At 40.5% G+C, this 19021-nt stretch carries 28 protein-coding genes; all 28 read right to left on the bottom strand.

Features of this window, described 5'->3' with window-relative positions; genetic code table 11:
* Nucleotides 1–13: 13 nt before the first annotated feature.
* On the bottom strand, nucleotides 14–871 hold the full coding sequence (locus ACTG7Q_RS07545; protein WP_439242485.1) for a lysozyme: 858 nt from the start codon (nucleotides 869–871) through the stop codon (nucleotides 14–16).
* A 58-nt stretch (nucleotides 872–929) separates the two neighbouring features.
* Nucleotides 930–1382, bottom strand: a complete 453-nt coding sequence (locus tag ACTG7Q_RS07540) for a hypothetical protein (protein ID WP_439242483.1) — start codon at nucleotides 1380–1382, stop codon at nucleotides 930–932.
* Nucleotides 1383–2039, bottom strand: a complete 657-nt coding sequence (locus ACTG7Q_RS07535) for a DUF3800 domain-containing protein (protein WP_439242481.1) — start codon at nucleotides 2037–2039, stop codon at nucleotides 1383–1385.
* 195 nt (nucleotides 2040–2234) lie between these two features.
* Nucleotides 2235–2567, bottom strand: coding sequence for a hypothetical protein (locus ACTG7Q_RS07530; RefSeq protein ID WP_439242479.1), 333 nt, complete (start codon nucleotides 2565–2567; stop codon nucleotides 2235–2237).
* A 39-nt stretch (nucleotides 2568–2606) separates the two neighbouring features.
* A complete protein-coding gene (locus tag ACTG7Q_RS07525; protein ID WP_439242477.1) occupies nucleotides 2607–3038 on the bottom strand; it encodes a hypothetical protein in 432 nt (143 codons plus the stop codon).
* Nucleotides 3035–3562, bottom strand: coding sequence for a hypothetical protein (locus tag ACTG7Q_RS07520; RefSeq protein WP_439242475.1), 528 nt, complete (start codon nucleotides 3560–3562; stop codon nucleotides 3035–3037). Before ACTG7Q_RS07520 ends, ACTG7Q_RS07525 begins: the two co-directional genes overlap by 4 nt.
* A 56-nt stretch (nucleotides 3563–3618) precedes the next feature.
* Entirely contained in the window at nucleotides 3619–5259 is a 1641-nt protein-coding gene (locus ACTG7Q_RS07515; RefSeq protein ID WP_439242473.1) for a hypothetical protein, read from the bottom strand.
* Nucleotides 5260–5382: 123 nt separating this feature from the next.
* Nucleotides 5383–6066: an NYN domain-containing protein gene (locus ACTG7Q_RS07510; RefSeq protein WP_439242471.1), complete on the bottom strand. Its 684-nt coding sequence runs from the start codon at nucleotides 6064–6066 to the stop codon at nucleotides 5383–5385.
* Between the two features lie 159 nt (nucleotides 6067–6225).
* A complete protein-coding gene (locus tag ACTG7Q_RS07505; protein ID WP_439242469.1) occupies nucleotides 6226–6606 on the bottom strand; it encodes a M15 family metallopeptidase in 381 nt (126 codons plus the stop codon).
* Entirely contained in the window at nucleotides 6593–6928 is a 336-nt protein-coding gene (locus ACTG7Q_RS07500; RefSeq protein ID WP_439242467.1) for a phage holin, lambda family, read from the bottom strand. The genes ACTG7Q_RS07505 and ACTG7Q_RS07500 overlap by 14 nt, the downstream gene beginning before the upstream one ends.
* The gene (locus tag ACTG7Q_RS07495; RefSeq protein ID WP_439242465.1) at nucleotides 6918–7127 is read right to left on the bottom strand and encodes a hypothetical protein; all 210 of its coding nucleotides are present in this window, start codon (nucleotides 7125–7127) and stop codon (nucleotides 6918–6920) included. Before ACTG7Q_RS07495 ends, ACTG7Q_RS07500 begins: the two co-directional genes overlap by 11 nt.
* Before the next feature lies 1 nt (nucleotide 7128).
* On the bottom strand, nucleotides 7129–7872 hold the full coding sequence (locus tag ACTG7Q_RS07490; protein WP_439242463.1) for a hypothetical protein: 744 nt from the start codon (nucleotides 7870–7872) through the stop codon (nucleotides 7129–7131).
* Complete coding sequence (locus tag ACTG7Q_RS07485) at nucleotides 7869–8531, bottom strand: hypothetical protein (protein ID WP_439242461.1); 663 nt, start codon at nucleotides 8529–8531, stop codon at nucleotides 7869–7871. Before ACTG7Q_RS07485 ends, ACTG7Q_RS07490 begins: the two co-directional genes overlap by 4 nt.
* 6 nt (nucleotides 8532–8537) lie before the next feature.
* Nucleotides 8538–8741, bottom strand: coding sequence for a hypothetical protein (locus ACTG7Q_RS07480; protein ID WP_439242459.1), 204 nt, complete (start codon nucleotides 8739–8741; stop codon nucleotides 8538–8540).
* 48 nt (nucleotides 8742–8789) lie between these two features.
* A complete protein-coding gene (locus ACTG7Q_RS07475; RefSeq protein ID WP_439242457.1) occupies nucleotides 8790–9386 on the bottom strand; it encodes a hypothetical protein in 597 nt (198 codons plus the stop codon).
* A gap of 2 nt (nucleotides 9387–9388) precedes the next feature.
* A complete protein-coding gene (locus ACTG7Q_RS07470; RefSeq protein WP_439242455.1) occupies nucleotides 9389–10354 on the bottom strand; it encodes a hypothetical protein in 966 nt (321 codons plus the stop codon).
* A gap of 11 nt (nucleotides 10355–10365) precedes the next feature.
* Nucleotides 10366–11352, bottom strand: coding sequence for a hypothetical protein (locus ACTG7Q_RS07465; RefSeq protein WP_439242453.1), 987 nt, complete (start codon nucleotides 11350–11352; stop codon nucleotides 10366–10368).
* A gap of 83 nt (nucleotides 11353–11435) precedes the next feature.
* A complete protein-coding gene (locus tag ACTG7Q_RS07460) occupies nucleotides 11436–11726 on the bottom strand; it encodes a hypothetical protein (protein WP_439242451.1) in 291 nt (96 codons plus the stop codon).
* On the bottom strand, nucleotides 11727–11897 hold the full coding sequence (locus ACTG7Q_RS07455; protein ID WP_439242449.1) for a hypothetical protein: 171 nt from the start codon (nucleotides 11895–11897) through the stop codon (nucleotides 11727–11729). It lies immediately after the preceding gene.
* A 42-nt stretch (nucleotides 11898–11939) separates the two neighbouring features.
* Nucleotides 11940–12383, bottom strand: a complete 444-nt coding sequence (locus ACTG7Q_RS07450) for a hypothetical protein (protein ID WP_439242447.1) — start codon at nucleotides 12381–12383, stop codon at nucleotides 11940–11942.
* A gap of 27 nt (nucleotides 12384–12410) precedes the next feature.
* The gene (locus ACTG7Q_RS07445) at nucleotides 12411–13523 is read right to left on the bottom strand and encodes a hypothetical protein (protein ID WP_439242445.1); all 1113 of its coding nucleotides are present in this window, start codon (nucleotides 13521–13523) and stop codon (nucleotides 12411–12413) included.
* Nucleotides 13524–13577: 54 nt separating this feature from the next.
* Entirely contained in the window at nucleotides 13578–14150 is a 573-nt protein-coding gene (locus tag ACTG7Q_RS07440) for a hypothetical protein (protein WP_439242443.1), read from the bottom strand.
* A 142-nt stretch (nucleotides 14151–14292) separates the two neighbouring features.
* A complete protein-coding gene (locus tag ACTG7Q_RS07435) occupies nucleotides 14293–14775 on the bottom strand; it encodes a hypothetical protein (protein WP_439242442.1) in 483 nt (160 codons plus the stop codon).
* Between the two features lie 51 nt (nucleotides 14776–14826).
* Entirely contained in the window at nucleotides 14827–15504 is a 678-nt protein-coding gene (locus tag ACTG7Q_RS07430; RefSeq protein ID WP_439242440.1) for a hypothetical protein, read from the bottom strand.
* Between the two features lie 3 nt (nucleotides 15505–15507).
* A complete protein-coding gene (locus tag ACTG7Q_RS07425) occupies nucleotides 15508–16002 on the bottom strand; it encodes a coiled-coil domain-containing protein (RefSeq protein ID WP_439242438.1) in 495 nt (164 codons plus the stop codon).
* Nucleotides 16003–16004: 2 nt separating this feature from the next.
* Nucleotides 16005–16784: a hypothetical protein gene (locus ACTG7Q_RS07420; RefSeq protein WP_439242436.1), complete on the bottom strand. Its 780-nt coding sequence runs from the start codon at nucleotides 16782–16784 to the stop codon at nucleotides 16005–16007.
* Complete coding sequence (locus ACTG7Q_RS07415) at nucleotides 16781–17059, bottom strand: hypothetical protein (RefSeq protein ID WP_439242434.1); 279 nt, start codon at nucleotides 17057–17059, stop codon at nucleotides 16781–16783. The genes ACTG7Q_RS07420 and ACTG7Q_RS07415 overlap by 4 nt, the downstream gene beginning before the upstream one ends.
* Entirely contained in the window at nucleotides 17060–19003 is a 1944-nt protein-coding gene (locus ACTG7Q_RS07410; RefSeq protein WP_439242432.1) for a hypothetical protein, read from the bottom strand. It lies immediately after the preceding gene.
* Nucleotides 19004–19021: the final 18 nt, after the last annotated feature.

Raw genomic sequence — 19021 nt, 5'->3', positions numbered from 1 at the left:
TCCTGTGTTTAGTTTAGGCTTGGTCATAAATACTTTTCACTAATTCCCCAATATAATCAGGCATGCCATTATCAGTTTTCGGGGTGACGCCAAAAGCGGCGGCTAATTTATCCTGATACTTTTCTCGATAATTTGGGGTCGTCTGTTCTGGCTCTTGGCTTAAAGGGTCGATTGTGCCGTTAAGTTGGTTAAAATAATTACTAAACGGGTTGGTTGATTCTGTATTTTGTTCTTCCGTTTGCTCTGGGCTAAAGGCTGCATAAAGGCTGTCTGAATCCGATTTTGCCGTTTGTTGATTTGGTGGGGCAAAGGCGGAGTAGATGTCACTTGACATTGGGTACGATTGATTTTTAACAGGTGGATCATAAGGTTCATCATATTCCGTGGGTACTGGTATATTCGGTGCCTCACCTTGACCTACACCAAGAAACATTTCACGCTCGGTATTACGTCGATTAACTAATCCTTTTAATTCTTTTCCTCCCGCTTTATTCCATCGCACAAATTCATCCGCAGCACCAGAGGTATCGCCACTATTTAATTTTTTAAGTAACGTTGATTTCTGAAAGGCATCCCCACCGACGTTATAAGAAAAACTAACTAAAGCATCAAATTGGTTTTGAGTTAATGGTTGTTTAACACTATTTCGAACCGTATTTTCAAAATGAATAAGATCTTTTCTTAACTGTTCTTCCGCTTGTTTCTGAGTAATGACCATTCCATCATGAATTTTTACTCCATTTATTGTTCCTGTATGCCCATAACCAATAGTTTTTACACCGGCTGCATCTGTATACGCTTTAAGTCTCAGCCCTTCATGATTTTTTAAAATGTTAATCGCTTGTGCGCTCACTTTTAGTGGTTCACCCATATTTCCTCCAATAAAAAAGCCCATAACGTAATGTTGTGGGCTTTTATTCTATATTTTATTAATTTGATTCTGCGTAAGGTTGTTTTGGATATTTCTCAAACAATCGTTCAAACTCTAATTTAATTTTTTTACAATCTTCTTCCGTCTTAACTGTGATCTTATTTCTGTCTTTTTGACTAATATTTTCCTGCTCTAAGTAATACTCAATCACATCTTCACCATAAAAGATTGTTGTTGCATTCTCCATGCCAAAACTATCGACAAGTAATGGATAAAACATTGAGCTGTACACTATATATAAAGACTGCTTATTGGGATCATCTTTCCAACTTTGTAATACTGCATTACGTTCCTTATCTGAATTGACGTACCACAAGTCAGGGAAAAGGCAAGCCGTCATATTGTTTCCTTTCACAATATAATTTTTGAGCTGTTTTTTCGTAATATCGCCTAAATTTGCATGGGTAGATAAGGCGATAAATAGGCTTAATAGTAAAGTTAGTTTTTTCATTTAAAAATATAACCGTTTAATGTTGGCATATAAAGCGAGAATTTTATACGGCTCACTTTTACTGTCTTCAAAATGATTTTGAGCAATCCCAGAAAAAATATCGGCCAGTTGAATACCTAAATTGCATTTACTGTCGCAAGAAATTGTTTTTAGCTTTGTTTGAGACTCAAAATCAAACCAAATTGATGTCTGTAAATAATCGTGCAATGATTTTCCACTTTCAATTTTGATTGATCGTTGATCCACATTTAAGAAAACATCACTATATTGCGACAACTCTTTTGCTAACAATAGTTTAATCATATAGTTGTAGAGTTTATTTGGATCTTGGCGAATATGTTCCCTTACTTTTTCCTTACTAACCGTAATACAAAAATACTGAACATCTGCTCCCAATTTTTCTTTAAACTGCACTAATTTCTCTGCAATCCAACAACGATTTTCTTGGCTTAATTTTGCCCATTTTATCTCTTCTGTTGTCGGTGTTTTTGTTTTCTTATACAAATCACGCATTAAACGCTTAAGCAAATGCCGCTTACCATGCTCAATTAAAATAGTCGCAATGGTTAAATAACGGCTAGACCCTCCATATCGATATGGTGCGTCAAATTTCCAGCCTAAATCACCACTCTCGTCTAAATAAACCGATATTTGCATATTATCCCCTAAAAAATAAGCCATTGACTAATAAATCAATGGCTTGAATTGGATGGCAGCCCCTAGATCTGACGTACTTCACATACGCTTACGATACCCTTAAGGCTTCGCAGTTTGCCTAGGATTTACCTGCCTTGCGGAGATTATGCAACAATTCTTGTTTTTGTGCAAATAATTTTTACACTATTTCACATTCTACAAACTCGCTAAAATCGTTTCCACATACTCATCAAAGGCTTTGTCTTCATTGGTTAAATCAATAAAGCGGTGAATAAAAGGCTTGGTGACAAACAGCGGATTATCCAATAACAACGCCATGACACAACCTTTAATCTGATTGTCTTCTCGAGCCGTGAATACTTTAATTTGGGTGTAAGGGGTTTGCCCTGCCCAGACTTGGAAAAAGTGTTGCCAATTTAACCGCAGTTGGGCGGTTTGGTCAAAGTGTTCTCCGATATAGGTAAACAGTTCGCTTAATAACTGTTGTGAACTGGCAATGTCTGTGATGTGTTCGGTTTGGTATTTCATGGTGTTTCCTTTGACGTAAAAAAACCGCCACTTGGGCGGTTAAGAAAATCTTGTTGATAATGGATTTGTCGAGTTAATTATCTTTGGGAAAGGAATATGTTTGGGCGAATACGCCAGTAATATAATTTCCTGCTCAGTAATTTTTTGGTAATGAATGACTGCGGATGACTTCAAGCCTTTTACATTCCATTCTAAATTATAAGTGTAACATTCTGGTTCACTTTCTGAATACTCACCACTATGGTAATGCCACGCATTGTATTGTTGGTATAATTCCGTTTCGGGAATTATTTTACCTTGATTGTCTTGCCATGATGTTTTATTTTTTCCCACTAAGGGAGCATCTAACCTTACAGATTCAATAAAATCCGCTAACATTTCAACCTGAATATCATCAAAATAAGGAAAGTCTTGAAATTCAGAGGTATTTGCGTCACCACTCTCAAACAGTTTTGAGAAATGAACAATCATACCGTTCTCCGCAAACCAAACAATTTTTGACGAATTTCTTCTTTTGATGTGCCATGTTCAAAGGTTAAGCCTATATTTTCTTTACCTACTCTTGATAATACCACCTTATCCATATCTTGCTTGTATTTTGCATACTCAAATAACTGGGTAAAGGCGTTTAGTACTTTTTCAAAACTGGCCAAACGTTCTAGTAAGATGTGGTGCTTATCTGCATATTGTCTTGTGGTAAACAATAAGCCTGCAGCCTCACGCAACATACTCATCATTTCTTGTTTGTTAAATTCTTCAAATAAACTCGGTTGCTCGTAAGCAAGTTGATAAAATGCAGACAAAGCATGTTCTGCCATAAAAATACGATTAGCCAATTCGGTTAAGACTTTTTTTATGGCTTTTTCATGGCTATCTGATTGTATCTCATCATGACTTACTAAATGTTGCTCCACTTCGATATTACTTTGTACATAAACAGGCTGTGCGGCAATAGCGGCACTAATAGCAATACTGACGAACGAAAGTAAGTTCATGGCAATTCTCCTTTATTCAATTTTCCCATTGTGTCATAAAATTGAGTTAAGTCAACCTATTCCACTCCCAATTCTGCCACACTTGTCGCAATATGATATTCCCACACTTCCCCTTGTCCGCTGATTTCGACATCAAAAAACAAGGTAGCATAACCGGCTTTTAAGCGGTGCGGTCGGCTGTCTGAAACGGTTTTGTCAGCTAAAATGACTGGTTCTTGTACCATTTCATCTCGATGACGTTTGTAAACAAGGTGTTTCACGTGGGTTGGGTGATATTCTTGCACCAATTTATATGCCGTCATGGCGGTATAACCTGGTAAGGCATTTAATCGACCACGCCATATAAAGGTTTTCCAATTATCCCCTGCGTTCCATTGGTAAATACCGTCGTTTGTGGCAAAGAATAAATTGTCTTGGTCACTACGGAAAAGTGCGGTGGGTTTTATCGACAAAGTGGTCAGTTGTTCAATTTGTACTTCGTCATGGATAGAATCTGGCACTTTAAAACGAATACCCATTTTATCGGTAAAACCAAAATAATAGCCATCGTGTACCGCACCAATCATTTGCCATGGAGCAAGGGCTTGCCATTGGTCTTGGGTAAATAATGCAGTAGTAATCACTTTCGCTTGACTACCTGCCAACATAACTAAACCGTCTTTGCTCGCATAAAAGCACACCCCATTATACAGACAAGCGGACTGACACGAGATAATCGGTAATGGTTCTTCCAGAATAGAAACCTGACGACAACCTTGTGACTGGCAAGGACTTTCCATTTCAATGACGGCTGGATATTCATCCGTTAAAATATAGCCTGTGCGTTCTCCACATAAAAAGCGAATCGGTTTGCCATTGAAATGTCCGTAGCGGTAACTTTCTGGGAACGCATGAGGCTTTAAAGGTTCACTTAACCATAATTCTGTTCCCACTAAACCGCCTAATTGACCGTTTCCACAATATTGTAGATCGGTCATGCAATTATGGGGCGGTTCATATTCTTCGGTTAAACATTCTTCACCGTAAACGGTATGAGCTTGATGTACATAGCTTGTGGTGCCGAAATCCAGTTCATCCACAAACAAGAAATGGGCGTCATAATCCGCTTTGGCATCACCATAATCTAACGGCGTTACCGCACAATATAAGCGTACTTTTGCAATGGAATAAGTGGGAAAATCTGCACCAATACCGCTAATCACGATATTCTGGTCGTTGTGAACATAAATGGGTTCACTTGGTAAACTCGGGGCGGATTCAAAGCCAAATTCATCCACAAGGGTGTAAATATATTGGCGTAATTCTTGGTTGAAATCATGACTTAATGTGCCTAAGAATTGGGCATGAGGTGCAGGAATTTCCACTGGAAACCCTAATCGATTCCAACGTTCCTCACAAGCATTGTCTTTGTGTTGAATAACCGGATAATCTTTTATGCCACTGGCGACAATATAGCAACAATCGGTATCAATGTGTGAAAAACTTGCTTGGCAATTTGAGCTTGTGAGGTAACAGCATTTATCTATGAAGATAGATTGCCCTGTTTTGTCGCTGACTTTTTTATCAGTTCGCCATGGTCGCAATGTACCACGGCTTAGATCTACATCTTCTGCCACTTGTGCCATGGCTTGATGTAGGTTATTTGGGCGTTGTTTTGGGGCAATACCGCCGAACTGGGTGAGTTTTAGGGTTGGCATGGGAGATCCTTTTGGGTATGAAAAAACCGCTTATATTTTTGAGCTACCTCTTAATCAGTTAGTTTGTGTCCAACTTTTTTTAGGGTTCAGATCAACATAAGCGGTTTTTTATTGTGTTGATAATTATTCTGTTTTGTGAGAGTGAATAAAAGTTTTTAGTCCATCAATATGCTCTGCTAAATCACCTTTTACGTCTCTTCCCATTGCGTCAAGAATAAAATGAGCACCTTCAACACGAGCCAATTTAGCTGCAGGCACAAAATCACTATCGCCTGAAATTAGAATAATTTTATTAGCTAATTTTTTTAATACAACACTTGTGATATCAATACCTAATTTCATATCTACACCTTTTTGTTTTGGTTTCAGAGATACATTATCAGGATTGATTTTTTCAATAGATACTTCCCCTTTGATCAGTTTTTTAAAGCTATGTATTGAATCAGAACGAATAAAGCCCCAGTCTGTTTTCGTGTCAACACTCAACTCTCCCATACGGCAAGCCACATAAGGCTGATGAATAAGAGATTGGTGTAATGCAGTTTTGTATTTTGTTATGTCACTATTAGCAAAATTAATTTCTTTCCCAGTGATCGGGTGTTGCACCTTGTTCATCAAAGGTGGACAATCATAAAAATAGATACGGTAAAGTTCCTCACCATTATGACGATCTACATGCCTAACCCAGTAACGCCACATTTCTTTAGCTAATTTTTCTGGTGACATTTTCATTTCAGGATCGATCTTTTTGGTAAAGAGTCGGATGAAAAATCCAGCATCGACAAAAATAGCAACTTTACGTTTCATATCATTACATTCCAAAATTGAATTATAAAAAAGCCCAAGGGTTGTCTAATTCGGAATAGTGAAATGACTCGCCAAGGGCTGGATGTAGATTGCATAACAAGTATGATCATTACGCATGGGAGAATTATAAGTCTATTGCTATAAAAATGCAAAACTATTTTATGGATAAGTTTTTCTATCCAACTCAAAGTGCGGTCCATCTTTAAAGGATTTCCAATCACCACCCCATACAATTTGAACCTTTAAATCTTTGGCCGCTTGTTTCATGGCTTTAGCAATTTGAGCAAACTTGCTCCAGTCGTTCCAATCCACAGGATATGGTACTAAATCCACCGCATGACCAGTCAAATGTCGGCTATTTAAGGTTTTGCTGGTGCCTTTAGCAACCATTTCCTTTTGTTCTTCAAAGGTGCGTAAGCCACAAATTACCATAAAATCCTGTTCTGTCAGGGTTAAGGCTCGGCGTACTACTCGTACTAAATCTTCGTGAACGCCTTTTAGATTATTTTCACTGCGTTTGCTAAATCTAAACTTGCTCATTGTCACCACCTTTGGCTTTTAGGGAATAACGCATGGCCATTTCTCGCACTTTATCAATCCCTAGCAACGCCACGATTGAGCCGAAAGCAACGGATAATTTAGACGGCATGTCTAAGTAAATAAACACACTTTCACTGGCAATCGCTATTAATCCGCACAGAATACTTTCAATCACAACACGAATTTTTTTACGTTCTTTGCCAATATAACAAATGCGAAAAATGGCAATAAAAAACGCCATGGTAAAACTGTAAATGGCGTTTAAGTTATTTTGTAGGTAGGCAATTATCATTGCCCATAAGGTTGCATCTTTAGTTGGCATTTTCATACTCCACCCCATTGGGTCTGATATTGGCACAGCCACAATCTTCACATGTTGTTGCAAGTTCGACGATTTCACGCTCAATCACTCGTTCGGTTGGGCGTGGCACATGGATTTGACTAGCGAGTCCGTCTTGATTATCTGACTGGCAACATTGGCACTTTTTGCATTTTTCAATCACTTTACAATAATCTGACATGCTAAATTCTCCCCCTGTAAGCAAGGCTTGACGGTGTTTCCGTTTCAAAATGCTCCATAACATCAATCTTGGCCTTGGCTATGCCTTGTTTAAACCGTTGTTCATACAACACGGCCAATTGTGCATCAGCAAAGTCATATTGTCGCATATACAATAAATTGCTTAACGCCCCATTCACGACAACATCATGGTAGCGGTCGAATAACAATTTATCCACTTCGCATGCGGTTTGGCTAGGTGTTGCAAAATATCGCACCCATAATTGATTTTCACCGTCCGTTTTCGGGGTGTTTTTCAATATAATTTTGTCATTGGGTTCAAACACAAAGCGGTCATCACAACGCATTGCAGGTAAATGGCATTTATCCAAACAATGTTGTTTTTCACCGCACTTTCCGAATGTGACCGATTGAACATAATGCACTTGTTCGTTATCGCCTTGTTCAAGGTAATAATCTCGCACGCCAGCTTGAACATCTAAATGCAATTCACGTTTTAACAATCGGCTGTCCTGAGCCAAAGTTTGAGCAGATTGACGCAGATATTCCAACGCCACATCATCGGGAACGCCTTTGGCAATCAGGGTCACTCGGGGCAAAAACTCTGTGAGTGAAATAAATTCCACATCTCGTCCGTCGTTATCGCATACCCACACATTAGCCAGTTGATTGCCACATTTTGGCTTTAAACAAGGGTTACAGCTAAAGCTAATGGGTTTGGCTAGGCTTTCGCATTGACAACTCATTTTTTACCCCCTGTTTTATTGCTCGTTTGTGCCGTGGCTTGATGTGTAAAGGCGACTCGAATTTGCTCATGTAACAACGTACGGTCTAAGAACTGCTTGTAGTATTGAGCGGATTTTTGCTGTGAGGTCGCACTCTCGGTTTCTGAACCGAATAAGCAATACAACACATAATCCACCAAGTTCGCATAGTTTTCAGTCACGCTTTCATCTAGCTCTTCACCGAGTTTAACTTTGTCCGGTTTCACCGCACAGGTCATTCGGGCATAGACATTGTCATTGGGACTGACTGGCGGTTTGACCGTGAATTGATTATCGGTGCCGCTGACTTTACTGTAACTGCGTGTGTCAGTTTCACGGCTCGCACAATTACGTTTACCAAAAGCGGTTTGAGCGGTGTCATCGACTTCTTTAAGCTCTGCAATAAAATTACCGTGTGCGTCGGTAATGGCATCTACTGAATACAGCAAATCGCAACAACAAGGCTGTTGCAAATCGCTGTCGTCTAGCTTGGCTACCACCGTTTTGATAAACTTATTGGGATTGAGCTTAAACATTTCGCTTAATCCCTCATTGAGATAATCCACAATCAGTGGATCTTCAATGCGGTCAGCGTCAATGTCGTTGTAATCAAACCGGACACGCAGAATAAAATCTGCCATGTTCATTTAGCTGATTTCCTGTTCGTTATCGTTAGGTTTGCCTTTGGCTTTGCTTGTTTTAGCAGAAACTCGTTCTCTGTGGATAATTTCTTTCTTTTCATTTTTGGAAAGTAAATCTGCAGTGAGTTCATTTTGTACGTCAAATTTCATGCCGTTAATCGCAGAAACAAAGGTTTGTTTTTGCGGTGCCGTTTGCATTGTTTGTGTCATTGTGCTGTCCTTAAAAAAGAAAAGCCCCAGTCAAACTGGGGCGTTGGGTTACATCATATAGCCGTCTTGTTCAAAACGACGAGCAATTAACATGACCATTTCATTTAATTTACTCACGTCTTTTGGTAAGGCTTTGATTTCAAGTTCAATGACGTCCACTTTCGGGTTGTAGCCATTGTCAGGATGAATCGTCCACTGAGTACGTTCTTCCACTTGTGCGGTTTCTGCCGTATCAAAGGCATCACCTTGAGTAACAGTTTCAATACCGCCCATTTCCGCATAGGTGGCTTTGGTGATTTTACCGCTTAAATCGGTGTCGTTCACCGTGGTTAAATCAAATTGGAAACCTGCCACAGGCTCACGGAAGTCAAAGAAAATGGACTTCACATTGGCGTGGTTCGGATTTAAGAACACACGCAATTTATCGCCCACTTCTAAATCTTCTACCGCTTTACCGTAACGTTGGAACAACAAGCGTAAAAGCTGTTTCCATTCTATCTTGTCACGGTAGCCATAAGCACCGTCCACACGGTTATCTGGCTGTACAATAACAGGTAACATATTTTCATCTAATGCACCGCACTCACGGCAAGGCTTGCCAAATTCAACAGCATAACCACCACGGAATAAATTGTAAATTGCCATAATTAAGCCTCCACGACGACGGCCGCAACCGCAATTGATTTATTACTTAAGGCTGCCACATCAAAACGGTAGTTACCCACAAGGTAAATATCGTTTAATACGGTTTGCCATTCGAGGTAGTCTAAACGACTTGGTGCCGCAATGTTTTCTGGATCCACCATTAACACATATTCCACCGTTTTACCGTCCGCACGGCGATAACGTGGCATATGTAAGGATGAGTAAATTTCCATGCCTAACATTGGGTGTACCATGCCAGTCACAATTGGGTTATCTGGTAAGCAACAACCTGCACCAAGATTGGACTGTTCCGCACGAATACGAGAATAAAACGCTGGGCTTGCCACGATTTTTAACGCATTACCGCCACAAGTGACACCGCCCTCTTGTAAGGCTTGCTCCATGTTTTGCAACACGTCCATGGCACGTACGCCACTGGATTTGCCTACCACAATAGGGTTTTCGGTATCGCCTAAATTGATATTACCGCTTAACGCACCTGCTTTGATGCCACGTAATAATGGGTGAGCAGAAGCGGCTAACACGGTAAAACCGTAACGCTCAGTCAAATCACGTAAGGCACGACCGACAGCGGTTTCATAGCCGTCTTGGAACATTTCCCAACGGTGACACATTAATGTCGCCTCTTCACGAGAGAATTTTTTCTTCATTGGCACAGAGTGACATAAACGAATTTCACCACTGCGGAATGGATTGTCAGGTTCCCAAGTTTCACCGTTCCATGCACCATTAGTAAAATCACCAACTTCAATGTTATCCATAATGGTGTAATGGGCCACTGGTGCACAGTTTAAACCGAGTTCTACAATGTTGTGTTTTGGGTTAACAATTCGGGATAATGCAGAACAGTTGTGCATTTCAGAAATGACAATCTGCGTCGCATAATCGGGAATATATAGCCCTTCGGTTGCACCGCCAAGGTCGGCGGCTCGCATATTTTTAGCCATAAAAAGTCCTTCTATTTCTTAAATTGAGCCAAGAATTTTTTCAGCTCGGCGGTTTTCCCTTGTCGGGCCAACATTTCCGCTTGTGCTTCGTCTTTCTCGGTCATTTCTTTGGGAGAATTTGCCTTTACCTTAATCGTCGCACTTTTCTGTGGTGCCACGGTCACAGGCATTGGCTCTTTTGTTTGTGATTGTTGATACTCATCTAACAGGTTACGAATAACAGGAATTAAGCGAACATCTTTTTGTTTGCCTGCTTGAGTAATCAAATCCAAACCTGTCGCCCCAGTCCAATCGGTTTTACTGCGTGCAAATTCCATAAAGTTTGAATCGCCAAGTAATCCTTGCACTTCAGGAATTTCACGTTGAATTTCCGCATACCAAATCCGATCACGTTCTGACATCGTCGGTTGGGCTGTTTCTGACGGTGCGGTTGTGTTCGGCTGAGATGCGGTTTCCGTTTTTTGGGGAACAGGTGACGATTGCCGTTGAGCTTGTTGTTGAGATTGTTGTGCTTTGAGCTTGAAATACAGATCAGGATTCACAATTTTCAATTCTGCCAAATCGTCATCAGATAAGCCGACTGGGTCTGGTTGAGTTGGCGTTGAAGTGGTTGGCTGATGTTGTTTTTCTTCTAACTCACGCAAGCGTTTTTCCGCTCGTTCTCTGGCCTCAGATTCTTCAATTAATCGGGCGTTAAGCTGTTGGCGTTCTGCTTGTTCCTTTTTTAATCTCCCTTTCCATGCGTTGACATCATTATCGTCCTTAGAATGGGGCGTAGTCTGTTCTGGTGATTCAGACTGCGGTTCTTTTTCAGACGGTTTTTCATCAGGTGTCTCTGGCTTTTCAGGGGGGATTTCAGGTTGTTCGGTTTCTGCTACTGTTTCCTGTTGTACTTTCGGTTCTTCCTTTTCTGCTTGTTTTTCACGAGCTTTGATAAGTTCGTCACGTAAATAATGGGGAATGTAAGCACCGAAAGTTTGAGTATCTTGTTGTTCCATGGTCTTTCCTTAAAAGAGTGGATAAAAAAGTGCGGTCAAAAAATAAAATGTTTTTTAACCGCACTCTTGTTGAGCGTTAAACCTTACACAAGCGGTAAGATTTTCGTTGTCGTTTCAGGTTTATCAGGACGGAAAATTAAGCCTGTCAGCTCGGCGACGGTGTGAGCAGAATGTTGATATTCTTTTCGCATAGCGTCATCCAGCTCCATTCGGGCTTTCGTGTTGAGATAAAGCCATTGGGCATACAGAAAATTTTCCAGTTCCTGCTTAATTTGTTCATTGTGGGACAAGCTAAAACGCAGTTCGGTCAACTCGTCACTGGGCTGATTAGGCGAACACATTCGCACCCACAATGGGGAATCCGTGGCTTTCATTTAGCGACCACAACTTTTGCAGCCACCTTTACCACTACGGCTCGCAGACGGCATTACGCCACCATTGATTTCTTTGGCGACTTTGGCCGTGGAATCAGTAAAGCGTACACCACCGTTTCCCTCGTTGGGTTTCACAACGTTTTCACGTCCTTTCATTGGGGTAAAACTCATTTGATTTCTCCTATGTTTTAATGAAAAAAACGACCGCACTTTTTAAAGGTCGCAGTCGCAGAGTCGGTTTTTCGGAATGATTGGATCGTCGTAATGATCTATAATCACCGAGTTTGTGCCGTGATATTCAAAGTAGTAAGTGCCTGCGTCATCAATATGAATGGCTGGTTCATCAGCAGTTAACACCACCGCTTGCTTACACTTTTTATACGGCATATTTTCTACATTCGCCAACGCACTTGGTTCAATCACGCAAGGGCAACAATCATCGGATAACGTCCAGTGACGATTCCCTAAAGATTGTACTCTTGCAATATGCACCGTCACCGTTTCCGCTCCTGTTAATCCCCATGCAATCACCCGTAGCGGATAGCGTTTCACTTCCACGTTGGTTGATGTGGGGAACAGTTCGTTTAGGTTAAAGTGCGGTTGATTGGGTTGCGTTTGTTGGCGAATGATGGTTGTGTGGGTTTGGATTGGTACCATAAATTCCCTATATGATTTGTATCATAATTAAGACCAAACATTTAAATATTTACTCGGAATATTTGTAATTGGGGCAAGGGCTTGTTTAACACCGTTTTGGTTTTCCACTTGAAACTCATAAATGCGTTTACTTAACCATTCGCATAGCGTAGCGTCGGAATCCAATACACCAACTAAACTCGTTGAATTATACGCAGTGCCTGAACCTTTGTCGGCAAGGTAATAGCAACCGATTTCATTAACACTTGGGGTTTGGTTATACATAATAGTGGAAGCATTATCGATATAAACAAAACCAAAGCCTGACATACCATTATGTAAATCAAAACCCTCTTTTAATATGTTGCTATCTAACGTAGTTTTTACACTGCCGACGCAAGTAATACGTCCACGAGAAAAGTAGAACATAGCCCTTTGATAACAAGCAATGCGAGACATAGAACCTTTACTAACGATAGTGGTATCTCCATAAGGATCACTGATGGTAAAATCAAGATTTTGTTCCATCGATATACCGTCAAATGTTAGCGAACAGTATAAATAAATACAAGGAGTGTAATAACGAACATTCTTAGCGTTTACACTATCCCTAGCAAGTAAAACATCATTGAACTGCACTACGGGACCTAATCCTTGAGTTTGAAGTTTAATGTGTACTTGAGTTCGGTTAGTACTTGTTGCTAATAAACTATCTACAATACTACCATACGGCTGAACAAGGATTGAACCTGCAGAAACACTAACCGATGATTTCGCAGACATTATGTGAGTTTGATTTTCGTGTAACCAAATATTTTGCGAAGCACCGTATTCGTGTTGTTTTAATGCAAAAGCGAATGTTTTAAGCGGTTTTGCTCGTGTTCCTGCACCATTGTCTTCTGTTGGGGTAATATCGACTCCATTAACAGCGTCCACATATAAATTTAATAAGTGATTACTGCTTTTTGTACCTTGGTACAACTCCCCATTTAACAGGCGAAGTTGGTTGCTTTCTAAAGCTGATACTCGTAGTTCTAGCTCACCATTATCGTTAAGCTGTAGTCCAGAATTCTCCGAAATAGAAACTTCATATTTCTTTTCATCTTTATTCCATTCAATACCCTTGCCCATATTACTAGGTGCGACTGTCTTAATTGTCATAATTATTCTCCTAAGAGTGTTAAATATATTCATTGAGAGATCGCACCTAATCAATTAAACCCGATACCAATCACCCCAGGCATTTACATTGACTAATGAACCGTCAGCTTTCATTCCGTGGTCATTCGTGCGAATGTATGCTTTTGACTGGTGGAAAAACATTTGTACAACTTCAACATAGGTTGCTAATTGATAACCTGTAAAGTCATAATTCTGTTCATCAGGGTAATCAGTAACTGTTGTAGCACATTTTACTGTATCGCCAGAGTTTACTTTAAAAGGTTCTTGAACTGGAGAACCCACAACCCAAGCTGGGTAAGTAATTGTTACTCCCGAACCATTTTGATTTTGAGTATCCCCTGTTTTATTGGTTGAACTATTTACCCAAATGTTTCCGTAAAATGGCTTCCAACCTAAACCTTTAATGTTATTTAAGTTAGGCACTTGCTCCTCATTAGGCTCAAGATAGCTTAATTCCATTAAATTGATTGGTTCGTTAATTGGTGCATTTTCTAACGCTTCAATTCGAGCAATAAGGTCAGCAACATTAACGTTGTATTGCTTACCGCTATCGCTCCAATCAAGGCGATCTCCCATATTATTAGGTGCTACTGTTTTAACGCTCATAGCACCGCCTTACTAGCGATTAAGCTAGTTTGTTTGTTTGTTTGTTTGTTTGTTTGTTTGTTTGTTTGTTTGTTTGTTTGTTTGTTTGTTTGTTTGTTTGTTTGTTTAGCATTGTGTTTTCCTTAAATTAAAATAACAACACTTATTTTTTCACCGCAAAGAACTGATGAACTGTTCCGCTTGCGTCCATAATTTCGTCAGTTTTCACGATTAACTTGCCATTAACCACATCTAAACCATCGCCTAATAAACCGTTAGCTTTCAATGCGTCTAAAAAGTTTTTGTTAGCTACTGCTTTAGTTGTCGCATTGCTGTCTAATGCTACATAGCCGTTAGTATCTATCGTCAAGCCGTTACCAGTCTTGATTTCTAGCGGACTTGCTTTTGTGCCATTGCCAGTTAAACCGCTATTCGGTTTTACTGCCACCGCCACATCATCAGCAATCGCTTGCTTGATTTTTGCAATCGTAATCACGCCGCCTTTGCCATTATCAGAGCAATCAGATGATGTGGTTACACCCACTGCATTTTCCGCACAATCCAGCAATGCCTTTTCAGCTTTCATTGCTGCATTGGCTTGTTCTTCTTGAGCGTTTTTAAACTGACTACAAGTTACAAATGCCATAATTTTCTCCTATAAAATAGCGGTCAGTTTTGACCGCCGTTGTGTTGTAAATTACCAAGCTGACGCAATCGGCGCTGACATAAGGACAGTAGTACCATATCCAATCACATTTTTAGGTGTTAATAATTTTGTGCCGTATGGGGTATTCCAACTTGCTGACTTAATTCCATTCAAGCTAAATGGTTTCGCATCATTCTCACCTGTATTATCTAGCGTGTAGGTAACGGTTACAGTAAACGTGCTATTTGCTGGAACGGTAATCGCAGCACTGCCATTTTCAATTGTGAATAATGTGCTAGAAATCTCTTTAATGGTATATTTATGTGTATCCGTCTGCTTATCCGTAATAAATTGATAATCTAACGTAACATCCTGTTGGTATGTATTCGTAAAAGTGTGTTCAACGACAATCGTTTTCACCATACCGTTTTCTTTTTGAGACTTAATGCTAGCTTCCGCTTTTACCTCACCTTCGGTGTAGCCTACACAGAAATTTTTATCGCCCGACTTAGCAAAAGCTAAACTTGCAATATTTTCTAAACCGATTTTTTGAATGGCGTCAAATGTCATTGCTTGAGATTCTGCGCCTGTGCTCACGGCAAATAAACCATCATCTTTCAATTCAATGATATTGCCTTCTTGTGCGGAAACTTGCACATCGACTTTGTCATTTAAAATATCTAAGGCTTTACCTAAGTCTAATTCTGTTACAACTTTTACTGTTGCCATAATTTAATTTTCTCCTGTTACATTTGTAATCGTTTCACCGCCTAAACTTTCCCCTTTTTCAACATTTAAACTTTCACAATCAGGGTTATCTTTCAAACCATAATAGATTGTTTCACCATTTAAACGTACTACTGGGTCAAGATATTTCGCCAATACATCACATTCTGTCGGCTGTGCTGTTAGTTGTTTTTCAAGCTCTGCGATGCGTTCATTGGCGATATCTAAGTCAGCTTGTTTTTGTTCAGCTTTCTGCGTCATATTTTTTAAGTCTGACTTTAATTGGTCGATTTCTTCCGCATTAGCCAAAATAACATCATTCGCTTTTGCCATATCGACTTGAGCCTTGTCTAGCTCAGTTTGTTTCTCCGCAATCGTTTCATCTTTTGCGACTAAATCTGCCTGAGCTTGCGCCAATTCTGATTCAGTCGCTGAACAATCTGCGGTTGCTTTGCAGCTAAGTTCGCTTAACTTTTCTGCATATAAAGGTTTAATTGCCATAATTAGCACTCCGTAATTTGTGGGGCGGTTGCCGAATTGTTTACCGCATAGCCGATAATGCCATTTTCACATTCTGCAATCGGGACAGTATGCCCATCGCCTGCTTGTGGGTACGCATAACCGACAATGCCGTTACAATCGCTAATCGCTACCGTTGCGTCAGGGTCTCGGGTTTCATCAGGGTGGAATAGATAACCGATTTGCTTATCGCCACAACAGCTATCGTCCACATCAAACACAATCGGCACGCTAGCGTAATAACCGCAACGTTTTTTTGTTCGTGCCCAGCGTACATTACCGCAATTACTGATTTCTTCCTGTTCCACAAAATGCTGATTGCAACGTTCTGCCCCTGTGGTTTCCCACGTTTTGTCTAAACAGAATCCACAAGGATCGACGCCGACTTCTGCCTCAGTAAAAGTGCGGTCAGAAACGGGTTCTATTTCCACGACTAAATCCGTTGGGTTTCCATTCACCACAGGAATGTAATTGCCAGAGTCTGGAATAATAATGGTGTTGCGTTCTGGGGTAAGACTCGGTTCGCATGTGCCAATTTGATATTCAATCGCTGATGATAATTCGCTTTTGCTAGGGCTAATCAACGCACAGCCATTACGTTCAAAGCGTGGTTGCGAACTGCAATAATGCACTCTTTGGAAAGTAATGGTATCTTCGTTAGTTAAGCCGTAAGCCGTAACACGCACAGCGCTTTGTACCGAAAAGCCTTGGATATCCACAATATCAGGAGCAATCACCGTTAAGATATTTTTATCGCAACTCATGATTTACCCCCATACAGATTATCAAACAGCACGGCCACTAAGTCATGGAACTTGGTGTAGTCCTGCCCTTTGCGTGGTGTAAAGGCAATCGGTTGTTGCCACCACAATACTTTAAATCCACTTGCGTAACCGCCGTCTGTAAACGTCAGTACTTTAGTGGATTCGTTAAATTTCACGTCACAGGTATGAGTTTGAACACGTTGTACAATGCCGTAGCCGTAGCGGTCGTGCCAAACTTGGTCGCCCTGTTTGACTTCATCTAAATCAATTTTCATTTACATCATCCTTAAACTCCGTCCATCTAATCCGCTCGTTTGGCTTGCCATTTGAGCGTTGTTCAGGTCAGACTGCACACCATTACTTGGCATATAGCGGTCAGTATCAATGCCTGCTGATTCAAAATAATCTCGTACCATATCTTTTATCATCTGTTGTGGTACAAGCCCTTGTTGTGCGAGTTCACTTGCTTGTGGCACAAGACCTGCAAGCTCTTTCGCTTTATTCAACTCGGTTTTCAGCCCTAAAAGCCCAGTTGGTATAATTTCCGCATCCGCTTTTACGCTGTCGTCATCACCCAATAAATTATGAGCGTACATCAAAGTAATGGCGGGTCGGATAAAATATTCATCAATATTAAAGGCACAATCCTCTAGCCCTAACACTGCGTTGTCCGTCATCATGGCTAAACCGCCTAAGGTTTGCCCAGCTCCTTGTAATCCAGCATTGCCATTTAAGAATGACGGTAAACCGCATTCATCATCCGCAAGGCGAATTTCGTTAGTCATGAAAGTGAATAATTGCGGAAAGGTCAGTTGAATACTATGTTGAGTAATCCCTCGTCCATTATTTTCCCGAGTTGGATTGGAGAAAATTCTCGTGTAAGGTTCAAAAGTGATTTTGCTTGGGTCATTGAACTTATCCGCATCAATCTCCAACATAGGACCTGCCGAATACAAAGCATTCAGCAACATGGAATATTGCGTACGATTAATGGATTGTTGACGGTCGTAAATCATCATGCCTACCGATACGCCATAAGGTTCGCCGGCAATTCTCTTGTAGCTTGCACTAAAATAAGTGCGTTCCCCTTTCGGGTGTGCCACGATTTGGCAACGAATAACACGGTTATCGCATACTTCAATATCTACATTAAAAAAGTCACGACATTCACTGTCTTTGAGTTTCACCCCATAATCCATCAGTTCTTCGCCTTGAATCATCATCTGACAGCGTAATGTATGGATTTCATCATCGACTAACAGATAATCCAACACACCTTTGTCATCCGCATCTAAGCCTAGCCAATGCGTATCGCCATTATCAATCACCTCTTTCAACACATCATCATCGTAACCTAATTCTTCTTTGCCGATGAAAGATGACAACTGAGCCTTGGTGCGTTTAGTTAGCTCAATAAAAAAAGAACCGTCCTGAGCATTGGTGCTGTCAGGTGCGAAGAATGCGTTAACTGGATTAATTCGCCGAAATGTCGGACGAATCACTGTTACTTTCTCAAATTTGTTTTTGTTCCACTGGTAATCTACCACCGCCTCATTTTCATAGCCCACCACCATCACAGGATATAAGGCAATATCAAACAAGGTTTCGCTAAGCGTTTGAGCAAAATGGCTTTCCACCAACTGGTCTTTAATCAGTTTCACCATTTTTGCCGTAGCATCAGTCGCAATTTGCAATTCTTCCTGACGTAATAATTCTTTCGCTTGTTTACTTTGTTCTTCAATAAACCTTGCTACCTCAGGTAATAAAAAACCGTCTTCACCCATAATGGCCTCCGACGGTATGCCTGATTCAATCAGCTTGCTTAATAATTGCCCTTTCACTTTTTCCAAGCCTTGCTCTCGTTTGTTTTCGGGCAATTCCACAATCGGTGTAGGTGAAATATTAAACGGTGGATTGGCAGGGTTAGCGTATTTCGACCGCATATAACTGCCTACTGCATTAGTCTTAATCTGAACCAAGCCAAAGTAAGAACGCATATTCGGACGACTTGCTAATTCCTCAGGGTCGTGGATTTTATGGTACGCATCCTCTAGTCGTCTTATCCAATCTTCCACAGTCTTACCTTGAACCAACAAAGAAGAACGGTAGCTTTTTGCCTGTCGGAAACATTCCATCACCTTTTCAGCCAGTGAATCATGAACGTCTTCTAATTCTTCTTCGTTATCTGGCAGGTCAATTTGTTCTTTGTTTGTTGCCATTGGAAATCCTTAAATAAA

Origin of the sequence: Lonepinella sp. BR2474 (assembly GCF_051851555.1) — a bacterium.
GTDB lineage: Bacteria > Pseudomonadota > Gammaproteobacteria > Enterobacterales > Pasteurellaceae > Lonepinella.
The sequence above is the reverse complement of the archived record's forward strand: the minus strand, read 5'-3'. Positions and strand labels throughout refer to the sequence as shown.

Coding starts and splice junctions, on each gene's coding strand:
- ACTG7Q_RS07440 (WP_439242443.1), bottom strand. CDS start 14,150: ATGAGCGTTAAAACAGTAGCACCTAATAATATGGGAGATCGCCTTGAT.
- ACTG7Q_RS07450 (WP_439242447.1), bottom strand. CDS start 12,383: ATGGTACCAATCCAAACCCACACAACCATCATTCGCCAACAAACGCAA.
- ACTG7Q_RS07480 (WP_439242459.1), bottom strand. CDS start 8,741: ATGACACAAACAATGCAAACGGCACCGCAAAAACAAACCTTTGTTTCT.
- ACTG7Q_RS07505 (WP_439242469.1), bottom strand. CDS start 6,606: ATGAGCAAGTTTAGATTTAGCAAACGCAGTGAAAATAATCTAAAAGGC.
- ACTG7Q_RS07495 (WP_439242465.1), bottom strand. CDS start 7,127: ATGTCAGATTATTGTAAAGTGATTGAAAAATGCAAAAAGTGCCAATGT.
- ACTG7Q_RS07460 (WP_439242451.1), bottom strand. CDS start 11,726: ATGAAAGCCACGGATTCCCCATTGTGGGTGCGAATGTGTTCGCCTAAT.
- ACTG7Q_RS07445 (WP_439242445.1), bottom strand. CDS start 13,523: ATGACAATTAAGACAGTCGCACCTAGTAATATGGGCAAGGGTATTGAA.
- ACTG7Q_RS07455 (WP_439242449.1), bottom strand. CDS start 11,897: ATGAGTTTTACCCCAATGAAAGGACGTGAAAACGTTGTGAAACCCAAC.
- ACTG7Q_RS07520 (WP_439242475.1), bottom strand. CDS start 3,562: ATGAACTTACTTTCGTTCGTCAGTATTGCTATTAGTGCCGCTATTGCC.
- ACTG7Q_RS07470 (WP_439242455.1), bottom strand. CDS start 10,354: ATGGCTAAAAATATGCGAGCCGCCGACCTTGGCGGTGCAACCGAAGGG.
- ACTG7Q_RS07500 (WP_439242467.1), bottom strand. CDS start 6,928: ATGCCAACTAAAGATGCAACCTTATGGGCAATGATAATTGCCTACCTA.
- ACTG7Q_RS07535 (WP_439242481.1), bottom strand. CDS start 2,039: ATGCAAATATCGGTTTATTTAGACGAGAGTGGTGATTTAGGCTGGAAA.
- ACTG7Q_RS07435 (WP_439242442.1), bottom strand. CDS start 14,775: ATGGCATTTGTAACTTGTAGTCAGTTTAAAAACGCTCAAGAAGAACAA.
- ACTG7Q_RS07545 (WP_439242485.1), bottom strand. CDS start 871: ATGGGTGAACCACTAAAAGTGAGCGCACAAGCGATTAACATTTTAAAA.
- ACTG7Q_RS07525 (WP_439242477.1), bottom strand. CDS start 3,038: ATGATTGTTCATTTCTCAAAACTGTTTGAGAGTGGTGACGCAAATACC.
- ACTG7Q_RS07485 (WP_439242461.1), bottom strand. CDS start 8,531: ATGGCAGATTTTATTCTGCGTGTCCGGTTTGATTACAACGACATTGAC.
- ACTG7Q_RS07475 (WP_439242457.1), bottom strand. CDS start 9,386: ATGGCAATTTACAATTTATTCCGTGGTGGTTATGCTGTTGAATTTGGC.
- ACTG7Q_RS07415 (WP_439242434.1), bottom strand. CDS start 17,059: ATGAAAATTGATTTAGATGAAGTCAAACAGGGCGACCAAGTTTGGCAC.
- ACTG7Q_RS07410 (WP_439242432.1), bottom strand. CDS start 19,003: ATGGCAACAAACAAAGAACAAATTGACCTGCCAGATAACGAAGAAGAA.
- ACTG7Q_RS07540 (WP_439242483.1), bottom strand. CDS start 1,382: ATGAAAAAACTAACTTTACTATTAAGCCTATTTATCGCCTTATCTACC.
- ACTG7Q_RS07425 (WP_439242438.1), bottom strand. CDS start 16,002: ATGGCAATTAAACCTTTATATGCAGAAAAGTTAAGCGAACTTAGCTGC.
- ACTG7Q_RS07465 (WP_439242453.1), bottom strand. CDS start 11,352: ATGGAACAACAAGATACTCAAACTTTCGGTGCTTACATTCCCCATTAT.
- ACTG7Q_RS07530 (WP_439242479.1), bottom strand. CDS start 2,567: ATGAAATACCAAACCGAACACATCACAGACATTGCCAGTTCACAACAG.
- ACTG7Q_RS07510 (WP_439242471.1), bottom strand. CDS start 6,066: ATGAAACGTAAAGTTGCTATTTTTGTCGATGCTGGATTTTTCATCCGA.
- ACTG7Q_RS07420 (WP_439242436.1), bottom strand. CDS start 16,784: ATGAGTTGCGATAAAAATATCTTAACGGTGATTGCTCCTGATATTGTG.
- ACTG7Q_RS07515 (WP_439242473.1), bottom strand. CDS start 5,259: ATGCCAACCCTAAAACTCACCCAGTTCGGCGGTATTGCCCCAAAACAA.
- ACTG7Q_RS07430 (WP_439242440.1), bottom strand. CDS start 15,504: ATGGCAACAGTAAAAGTTGTAACAGAATTAGACTTAGGTAAAGCCTTA.
- ACTG7Q_RS07490 (WP_439242463.1), bottom strand. CDS start 7,872: ATGAGTTGTCAATGCGAAAGCCTAGCCAAACCCATTAGCTTTAGCTGT.